Here is an 8717-nt window from a genome sequence, read left to right on the forward strand (position 1 = left end):
GGGCGGGGGTGGTGGTCCGGCCTACTTGAGGGCGAGCCAGGCCACCGCGGCGACGATCGCGACGGCGACGACGACACCCACGATCAGGCCGATACGGGGACCACCCGACGTGGCCACCGCCTGCTGCGGTCGGCCCTGGGGGGCCTCGTCGACGAACGCACGGAACATCTGGGTGCTGCCGGCGGGGTCGTGGTTGCCCTGCGGGTTCTGGGAGTTAGCCATGGGCCAGGACACTAGCGAATTCGGCGGGTCCGGCCCAAGTGGGGGCTCCGGTCTCGACCCCACCCCGCACCACACAGGCCCACCTGCGGATTTACGTTCGCAATACTTGCCTTTGCCAAGTTTTGAGCCCGCACCCCCGCCGTTTTATTTGCCTGTAGCAACCAACATCTCTATGGTTGCCCTAAGCAACGAATACCGGAGGTGTGATGGCCGAGCAGGCGCAGTTCCAGGAGCTGGCCCATCAGCTCAGCGCCGTCGGGGCCGTGAAACGGGACCTCGGGCGGATCCTGCCGCACGACTGCCCGGCCGGCTCGGCCGCCGTGCTGACGCTGCTCGGCCGCCACGGGGACATGCGCATGAGCAAGCTCGCCGAGCTGCTCGCCGTGGACATGTCAGTGACCAGTCGGCATGTCGCGCACGTCGCCGAGCGGGGCTGGATCGACCGGTCCCCCGACCCGGCGGACAAGCGCTCGCGCATCCTGCACCTCACGGACACGGGCCGCGAACAGCTCGACACGCTGTACCGGCGGAGCACCGAGTTGCTCGCCGACCGGCTGAGCGACTGGACCGACGACGAGGTCGGGCAGCTCATAGGGCTGATGACACGCCTGAGAGCCAGTTTCGGCGACTGCCGTTCCGCACCCCGACTGCCGTCTCCGGCAATCGAGACGACCACCCGTACACCCGCAAGCACGTAAGAGAAGGAAGCCCATGGCAACGACCACACCAGCCGGTGTGCGGGCTCACGCCAAGCACGGGGGAGGCTCCTCCGACGCCCCGATGACCCACCGGCAGATCATGGAGGCGCTCTCCGGGCTGCTGCTCGGCATGTTCGTGGCGATCCTGTCGTCCACGATCGTCTCCAACGCCCTGCCCAAGATCATCGGTGACCTGGGCGGCGGCCAGTCCGCCTACACCTGGGTCGTGACCGCCTCGCTGCTGGCGATGACCGCGACCACCCCCCTGTGGGGGAAGCTGTCCGACCTGTACAGCAAGAAGGCGCTCGTCCAGATAGCGCTGATCATCTACGTGCTGGGATCGGCCGCCGCCGGTCTGTCGCAGAACCCCGGCATGCTCATCGCCTGTCGTGTCGTCCAGGGCGTCGGTGTCGGCGGTCTGTCCGCCCTCGCCCAGATCGTCATGGCCGCGATGATCTCGCCGCGTGAGCGCGGGCGTTACTCCGGCTACCTGGGCGCCACGTTCGCGGTCGCGACCGTCGGCGGTCCGCTGCTCGGCGGCGTCATCACCGACACCGACTGGCTCGGCTGGCGCTGGTGCTTCTACGTCGGCGTGCCCTTCGCGGTCATCGCGCTGATCGTGCTCCAGAAGACCCTGCACCTGCCCGTCGTCAAGCGCCAGGTCAAGGTGGACTGGAGCGGCGCGTTCTTCATCTCCGCGGCCGTCTCGCTGCTGCTGGTCTGGGTCACCTTCGCCGGTGACAAGTACGACTGGATCTCGTGGCAGACGTGGACGATGGTCGGCGGCTCGATCGCCCTCGGACTGCTGTTCGTCCTGGTCGAGTCGAAGGCCAGCGAGCCGATCATCCCGCTGCGGCTGTTCCGCAACCGCACCATCACCCTGTCCTCGCTCGCCTCGCTCTTCGTCGGTGTCGCGATGTTCACCGGCACGGTGTTCTTCAGCCAGTACTTCCAGCTGGCCCGCGACAAGTCCCCGACGATGTCCGGCGTCCTGACCATCCCGATGATCGGCGGTCTGTTCGTCTCCTCCACCGTCTCCGGCCAGTTCATCACCCGGACCGGCAAGTGGAAGGCGTGGCTCGTCAGCGGTGGTGTGCTGGTGACGGCCGGTCTCGGTCTGCTGGGCACCATCCGGTACGACACGGACTACTGGAAGATGGCCATCTTCATGGCCCTGCTGGGCCTCGGCATCGGCATGATGATGCAGAACCTCGTCCTGGCCACGCAGAACCAGGTGGCGCCCTCCGACATCGGCGCGGCGAGCTCCACGGTCACCTTCTTCCGTTCCCTCGGCGGTGCGGTCGGCGTCTCCGCGCTGGGCGCGGTCATGGCCCACCGCATCACCGACTACGTCAAGGACGGCCTGGCCGGCCTCGACCCCCAGTACGCCGCCGCCGCGTCCAAGTCCAGCGGCAGCATCCCCGACATGGACACGCTGCCCGCGCCGCTGCGCACGGTCATCGAGAGCGCGTACGGCCACGGCATCGCGGACGTCTTCATGATCGCGTCCGTCCTGGCGCTGCTCGCCTTCCTCATCACGCTGTTCATCAAGGAGGTCCCGCTGCGCAGCAAGGCCACCCTGGCGCAGGCCGCCTCGGACGACTCCGCGGCCGAGGTCCCGGCCACGGACGCGGCTCGGGCCGAGGAGAGCGCCCCGGCTCCGGCCACCGCTCCCGAGCCCGCCCTGGCGCAGGCCGGTCCCGAGGGCACGCAGCGCCTGGCCGCGGTCGCCACGGTGGCCGCGGGCGAGGCCACGGGCGGCGGCACCCCGGTGCGCGGCTTCGTGCGCGGCGCCGAGAGCGCGCCCGTCCCGCGGGCCGCGGTCACGCTGATCTCCCTGGCGGGACAGCAGCTGGGCCGGTCGGTCGCGCATTCCGACGGCGCCTACTCGGTGGACGCGCCCGGCACGGGCTCGTACGTCCTGATCGCCTCCGCCGACGGCTACCAGCCGCAGGCGTCCACGATCGTCGTGGACGGCGAGCCGGTGGCGTACGACATCCTGCTCAGCGGCACCAGCGGGCTGACCGGTGTCGTCCGCGAGATGGAGAGCGCGCTGCCGGTCAAGGACGCGATGGTGATCGTCACCGATGTGCGCGGGGACCTGCTGGCCACCGCCGCCACCGGTGAGCAGGGCGAGTTCTCCTTCGCCGAGCTGGTGCCCGGGACGGTGACCCTCGCGGTCAACGCCGTCGGCCACCGGCCGCGTGCCCTGCCCGTCGAGGTGGGCGGCACCGGAGTCACCCGGGTCGAGATCGACCTCGCCCCGGGCGCCCGGCTCCAGGGCGTGGTGCGGGCCCCGCACGGTCCGCTGGCCGACGCCCGCGTGACGCTGGTGGACGCGGCGGGCAACGTGGTCGGCACGGCCACCACCGGGACGGACGGCGCGTACGCCTTCACCGACCTGGACGGCGGCGAGTACACCGTGATCGCGACGGGCTACCCGCCGGCGGCCACCGCGCTGACGGTCGCCGGTCCCGGCGTCGACGGACACGACATCCAGCTCGCCCACCCCGGCGAGTAGTCACACTCCGGCCCGTGGCGGTCGGCGCGCCCGGAGCGGCGGCGCGCCCTGCCACGGGCCGGTTTCATCACGACCAATTTCTGATGCTTTGCAGGGAGAAAACGGGATGGGACTGACCGCGAGGATCCGCACCCGGGACGGATGGGCCGTGTCGCACGCGGTCGTCACGCTGACCGACACGACCGGCAGCCAGGTGCTGCGGGCCGAGGCGGACGCCGAGGGCGCGGTACGGGACGTGAACCCGCTGGCGCCGGGGGCGTACACGGTGATCGTCACGGCCGTCGGATACGCGCCGGCCGCCGCGAGCGCGATCGTCACCGCGAGCGGGCGGGCCGAGGTCGGGACGGTGACACTGGCCCGGCAGGGCGGTACCGAGCTGCCGCCGCCGGGGCCGTGGACCATCGACCCGGCGCACTCCACGGTGGGCGCGATCGCCCAGCACCTGGGCATCTCCAGCGTGCGCGGCAGGTTCACGGAGTTCGCGGGCACGGTGGAGATCGCCCCGGACGACGTCACCAAGTCCCGGGTCGAGGCGGTGATCCGCGCCGCCTCCATCGACACCGGCAACGGGACGCGCGACACCCATCTGCGCTCCGCGGACTTCCTGGACGCCGAGGTCTTCCCCGAGATCACCTTCCGTTCCACCGGTCTGACGGCGGCGGGCTCCGACCGCTGGACCGTCCACGGCGAGCTGGCCATGCGCGGAGTCGTACGGCCCGTCGATCTGGACCTCGCCTACCTCGGCACCGGCTCCGACCCGTGGGGCGGCACCCGGGCCGCCTTCCGGGCGACCACGGAGCTGTACCGCGAGGACTTCGCCATGAACTACAACCAGGTCGTCCAGGCCGGCATCGCGGCCATCGGCACGACCCTCCGGATCGAGCTGGACGTCCAGGCGGTCCAGGGCGAGTCGCTGCCGCAGGCCTGACCGCGGCCGGACGGGCCGGGCTCGCGAAACCCTTCTCAGGAACGGGGGTTCGCGGCCACGACCGTGCGGGCCAAGTCGCGCAGCTTGATGTTCTCGCGCTGCGAGGCGCGTACCAGACTGTCGAACGCCTCCGCCGCGTCGATGTTCAGACGCTCCATCAGGATGCCGGTGGCCTGACCGATCAGGTCCCGGGTGCGCATGGCCTCGGTGAGCTGCTCGCGCACGGTCGCCGAGTCCAGGGCCAGGCCGACGTGCGCGGTGAACAGCCGGCCGACACGGGTGGCGGCCTCGTCGAAGGTGCGCGGCTTGCGGGCGTACACGGTCAGCACGGTCAGGCGCTGCCGGTCGGCCCGCAGCCGCAGCGCCAGTGCCGACCGCAGCCCGAGACCGGCCAGCTCGGCGTCGCCCTCGCCGCCCACGGACTCGCTGTCGTCGAGGCGTACGACCGGTGTGTTCCACAACCGGTGCCAGTACGGTCGTTCGGCACCGACCCGCGCCGGGGACTCGGCGACGCGGACGACGTCGTCGGACCAGGCGACCGCGTGCCGGCGGTCGCCGCCGTCGAGCACGGAGATCCCGGCGTGCTCGGCCCCGGGCAGCAGGTGCACGGCCAGCCGGACCGCGGTGCGCAGGGTGCCGTGCGGGGTGTCCGTGTCGTGCAGCTGCCGAGCCGCCGCCGTCAGGGCCTCGGCCAGCTCGTACCCGACCGGAAATCGGGGCAATTCAGAAAACTCGGACGCAGTCACCACGAACCTCTTCGGCATGCACGGCCGAACGACCGTGCGCAGGAGAGCTCCGCAGCACATTCCCGACTGCGAGCAAAGGACGAAGAGCACTTTATCCGCTCCGTCGGGTGGAGGTGACGCCCGGCTGACGGACCGTCCGGCCGCCCTTTCACAGCAGGCCGTGGGCATGGTGGAATGGGCGGCAGGTCAGGAAGTGGCCTCCCCGGAGTCCGGACGAGTACGCCTTCTGCCAGGTGAGTGACGTGACCTACCTCCCGACACCCTGCCGGGTGCGCGACCTGCCCGGCTGCACCATGTTCACCCTTCCCCCGGAAATAGACCTCTCCAACGCGACCGCGGTGTTCGACGCCGTCGCCACCGCCGTGCACGCCCGTGGCGACCGGCTGGCGATGCTGGTCCTGGACCTCACCGGCACGCGTTTCATGGACTCCCAGGGCGCCCGCCTGGTCGACGACGTACGCCGGCTGCTGGGTCCGCGGGTCCCGCTCCGGGTCGCCGCCTCGCCCTCGGGGGTGCCGCGCCGGGTCCTGGAGCTGACCGGGGTACGCCGCGACGTGCCGGTGTACGACGACGCGTCGCAGGCCCGGTCGGCCTGAGCGGCTGTCCTAGGCTGACTCCATGGCACCGAACATCGCGACCAACACCTCCGTGACGCTGGACGAGTTGCTCGACTTCGTACGCCCCCGTCATCGCGCGCTCCTGCTGACCCGGCGGGCCGACGGCGGCCCCCAGGGATCGCCGCTGACCTGCGGGGTCGACGACTCGGGCCGGATCGTGGTCTCCACCTACCCGGAGCGGGCCAAGACCCGTAACGCCCGGCGGGACGACCGGGTCAGCGTGATCGTGCTCAGCGACGAATGGAACGGCCCCTGGGTCCAGGTCGACGGCACGGCCGAGGTGATCGACAGCCCCGACTCCGTGGAACCCCTGGTCGAGTACTACCGGAACATCGCCGGCGAACACCCCGACTGGGACGAGTACCGGGCCGCGATGGTCAAGCAGGGCAAGTCGATCATCCGGATCACCCCGGAGCGCTGGGGCCCCGTGGCGACGGGCGGCTTCCCGGCACGGCTCGCGCCCGAGGCGTAGCGGGACGGGAGCGCGGCGGGGCCCGGTCAGCCGCGTTCCACCATCGCCTCGATGCCCGCCACCAGCAGGTCCAGGGCGAAGGTGAAGTCGCGGTCCATCATCTCCGCGACCGTGTCGCCGCCGCGGGCGGCCATGAGGTCCCGGGACTCCTGGATCACGTCGGCGGCGTCCGGGGCCTCGTCCGCCGCGCTCATCGCCTGCCGGAAGTAGTCGTCCGGTCCGACACCGGCGTCGGCGACGCGGGCGAGGAAGTGGCCCTCGATCGTGCCGTAGCCGTACACGAACTGGAAGACGGCGGAGATCGCGCCCGTGACGCGGTGCGCGGGCAGCCCCGTGCGGCGCACCACGCGCTGCACCTGGCGGGAGAAGGCCAGCGAGTTGGGGCCGATGTTGAAGTACCGCCCGGCGAGCGGCGACAGCCAGGGGTGCCGCACCAGCAGCGCCCGGTACTCGGCGGCCAGCGTCCGCAGCCCGTCGCGCCAGTCCTTCGCGTCCCCGGCGTCCGGATCGGGCAGGCGCAGCTCGCCGAAGGCCGCGTCCAGGGCGAGTTCGAGGAGGTCGTCCTTGGTGTCGACGTACCAGTAGACGGACATCGCGGTCACGTTGAGCTCGGCGGCCAGCCGCCGCATGGAGAACCTGGCCAGCCCCTCGGCGTCCAGGAGGCGGACCGTGGCCGCGGTGATCCGGTCACGGTCGAGGCCCGACGGCTGGCCGCCCCCGCGTCCGCCCCGGCGCGCCTTGCCCTCCAGCCACACACTGCTGCGCACGGGCCGCCGCCCGGGCGCCTGCTCGGCCCGCTCGCCCTGCTCGGCCCGCTCGCCCTGCTCGGCCCGCTCGCTCTGTTCCGCCTGCTCCATGGCGCACCTTCCTCGACACTCCCGCGGCCCGGTCACGATGCCAGGTGGGGCACCTCGGCCGCCCCCGGTCCGGGGACCGGACCGGGACCCGGCCGAAGGCCCGGACCAGGGCCTACGCCGTCACCACCTCCGAGTCTGCCCGCTCCGCCCGGTGCAACAACGCCGCGGCGAGGAACCCGCCGAGCAGCACGGCCACCGCGCCCACCAGCTGACTGGCCTGAAGCCCGGACGAGAACGCGTCGGTGACCCGGGCCCGCTCCGCCTCCCCGTCGGCGGCCGCCAGCGCCGCGGGCAGAGAACCGGCCGCCACCGGAACCAGCGCCGCGAAACGGGAGTTGAGCACCGCGCCCAGGACGGCGACACCCAGCCCGTTGCCGAACTCGGCGAGCGTGCCGTTGATCCCGGCACCGACGCCAGCCTTCTCCGGCGGTATCGCGCTCATGATGGCGTGCGCCATGGCGGGGTTGGCGACCGCGCAGCCCGCGCCGACGAGCAGCAGGCCCAGCAGCGTGCCCGCGTACCCGTGGGCGGCGAGCGTGGCGATCGACACCAGGCCGGCGGACATCAGGGCCATGCCCAGCGCGATCGACACCGGCGTGCCGAGCCGCTTCGTCCACTTCGCCGACAGACCGGAGAAGTTCAGGACGACGACGGACAGCGCGAGCGGCGCGGTGCGCAGCCCCGCCTCCAGGGGGCCGTACCCCAGGACGAACTGGAGGTGCTGGGTGAGCAGGAACAGCGCACCGCCCATGCCGAACGTGATCAGGACCGCGCCGGCCACCGCGCCACTGAAGCGGCGGTCGCGGAAGAACTCCAGGTCGAGCATCGGGTCCTGGACCCGGCTCTCCCAGTGGGCGAACAGGGCGAGGACGGCCACCGCCACGACCGCGCCGACCAGCACCCGGGCCGAGGTCCAGCCGTGCGCGGGGCCGGAGATGATCGCGAACACCAGCGAGGTCATCCCGACCGTGGACAGCAGGGCGCCGAGCAGGTCCGGGCGTTCGCCCCGGGGGTTCCTGGACTCGGGGACCAGGGCCACGACGGCGGCCAGGCCGAGCGCCGCGACCGGCAGGTTGATCAGGAAGATGGCGCCCCACCGGAAGTGGTTCAGCACGAAGCCGCCGATGAGCGGACCGGCCGCGAAGCCGAGGGCGTTGACCGCGGCCCAGATGCCGATCGCCCTGGCGTGCTCCTCGGGGGCGAAGATCTGCATCACCACGGCCAGCGTGGTGGTCAGCAGCAGCGCGCCGCCGACGCCCATGCCCGCCCGCGCGGCGATCAACTGGCCGGTGGAGTCGGCGAGTCCGGCCACCAGCGAGCCCGTGCCGAACAGGACGAGGCCCGTGATCAGCATCTTCTTGCGGCCGTAGCGGTCGGCCGCGCTGCCCGCGGTCAGCAGCAGACCCGACTGCACGAGCGAGTAGGCGTTGATCATCCACTGGATGTCGGAGGTGCCGGCGCCCAGTTCCCGGGTGAGCGAGGGGATCGCGACGTTCAGCACGGTGTTGTCGAGCAGCACGGTGAGCTGCGCCAGGCATATGACACCGAGGATCAGCCAGCGCTGGGGGTGGCTCTGCGGAGTGGACATGCTCTACACCGTAGAACAGCTCCCATACGGCGTACAGTGAGTATGGGAGCTGTTCTACGGTGTAGAGC

At 71.6% G+C, this 8717-nt stretch carries 9 protein-coding genes; 5 read left to right on the forward strand and 4 right to left on the reverse strand.

Annotation, left to right across the window (positions count from 1 at the left end; translation table 11 throughout):
- Positions 1–21: 21 nt before the first annotated feature.
- Positions 22–222 carry a hypothetical protein gene (locus FNH09_RS41990; RefSeq protein WP_152895120.1) on the reverse strand — a complete coding sequence of 67 codons (201 nt, stop codon included), beginning with the start codon at positions 220–222 and terminating at the stop codon, positions 22–24.
- 206 nt (positions 223–428) lie between these two features.
- On the opposite strand from FNH09_RS41990, the gene FNH09_RS41995 reads away from it, so the two are divergent.
- The 3 genes from FNH09_RS41995 to FNH09_RS42005 all read left to right on the forward strand — a co-directional run bounded on the left by FNH09_RS41995 (position 429) and on the right by FNH09_RS42005 (position 4369).
- Positions 429–920 carry a MarR family winged helix-turn-helix transcriptional regulator gene (locus FNH09_RS41995; protein WP_152895121.1) on the forward strand — a complete coding sequence of 164 codons (492 nt, stop codon included), beginning with the start codon at positions 429–431 and terminating at the stop codon, positions 918–920.
- An 82-nt stretch (positions 921–1002) separates the two neighbouring features.
- A complete protein-coding gene (locus FNH09_RS42000) occupies positions 1003–3441 on the forward strand; it encodes an MFS transporter (RefSeq protein ID WP_476691278.1) in 2439 nt (812 codons plus the stop codon).
- Between the two features lie 106 nt (positions 3442–3547).
- Positions 3548–4369 (forward strand): YceI family protein, encoded by an 822-nt coding sequence (locus tag FNH09_RS42005; protein WP_152895123.1) that lies wholly within the window; start codon positions 3548–3550, stop codon positions 4367–4369.
- A gap of 35 nt (positions 4370–4404) precedes the next feature.
- On the opposite strand, the gene FNH09_RS42010 is transcribed toward FNH09_RS42005, so the two are convergent.
- On the reverse strand, positions 4405–5133 hold the full coding sequence (locus FNH09_RS42010) for a GAF and ANTAR domain-containing protein (RefSeq protein ID WP_152895124.1): 729 nt from the start codon (positions 5131–5133) through the stop codon (positions 4405–4407).
- A gap of 224 nt (positions 5134–5357) precedes the next feature.
- Here FNH09_RS42010 and FNH09_RS42015 point away from each other — a divergent pair, with 224 nt between their 5' ends.
- Positions 5358–5711 carry an STAS domain-containing protein gene (locus FNH09_RS42015; protein ID WP_162469909.1) on the forward strand — a complete coding sequence of 118 codons (354 nt, stop codon included), beginning with the start codon at positions 5358–5360 and terminating at the stop codon, positions 5709–5711.
- 22 nt (positions 5712–5733) lie between these two features.
- Positions 5734–6204: a PPOX class F420-dependent oxidoreductase gene (locus FNH09_RS42020; protein ID WP_152895125.1), complete on the forward strand. Its 471-nt coding sequence runs from the start codon at positions 5734–5736 to the stop codon at positions 6202–6204.
- Positions 6205–6230: 26 nt separating this feature from the next.
- On the opposite strand, the gene FNH09_RS42025 is transcribed toward FNH09_RS42020, so the two are convergent.
- A complete protein-coding gene (locus FNH09_RS42025) occupies positions 6231–7061 on the reverse strand; it encodes a TetR/AcrR family transcriptional regulator (RefSeq protein ID WP_152895126.1) in 831 nt (276 codons plus the stop codon).
- A gap of 112 nt (positions 7062–7173) precedes the next feature.
- Positions 7174–8649: an MFS transporter gene (locus FNH09_RS42030; RefSeq protein WP_152895127.1), complete on the reverse strand. Its 1476-nt coding sequence runs from the start codon at positions 8647–8649 to the stop codon at positions 7174–7176.
- Between the last annotated feature and the right edge of the window lie 68 nt (positions 8650–8717).

The organism is Streptomyces adustus, from assembly GCF_009377175.1.
Classification (GTDB): domain Bacteria; phylum Actinomycetota; class Actinomycetes; order Streptomycetales; family Streptomycetaceae; genus Streptomyces; species Streptomyces adustus.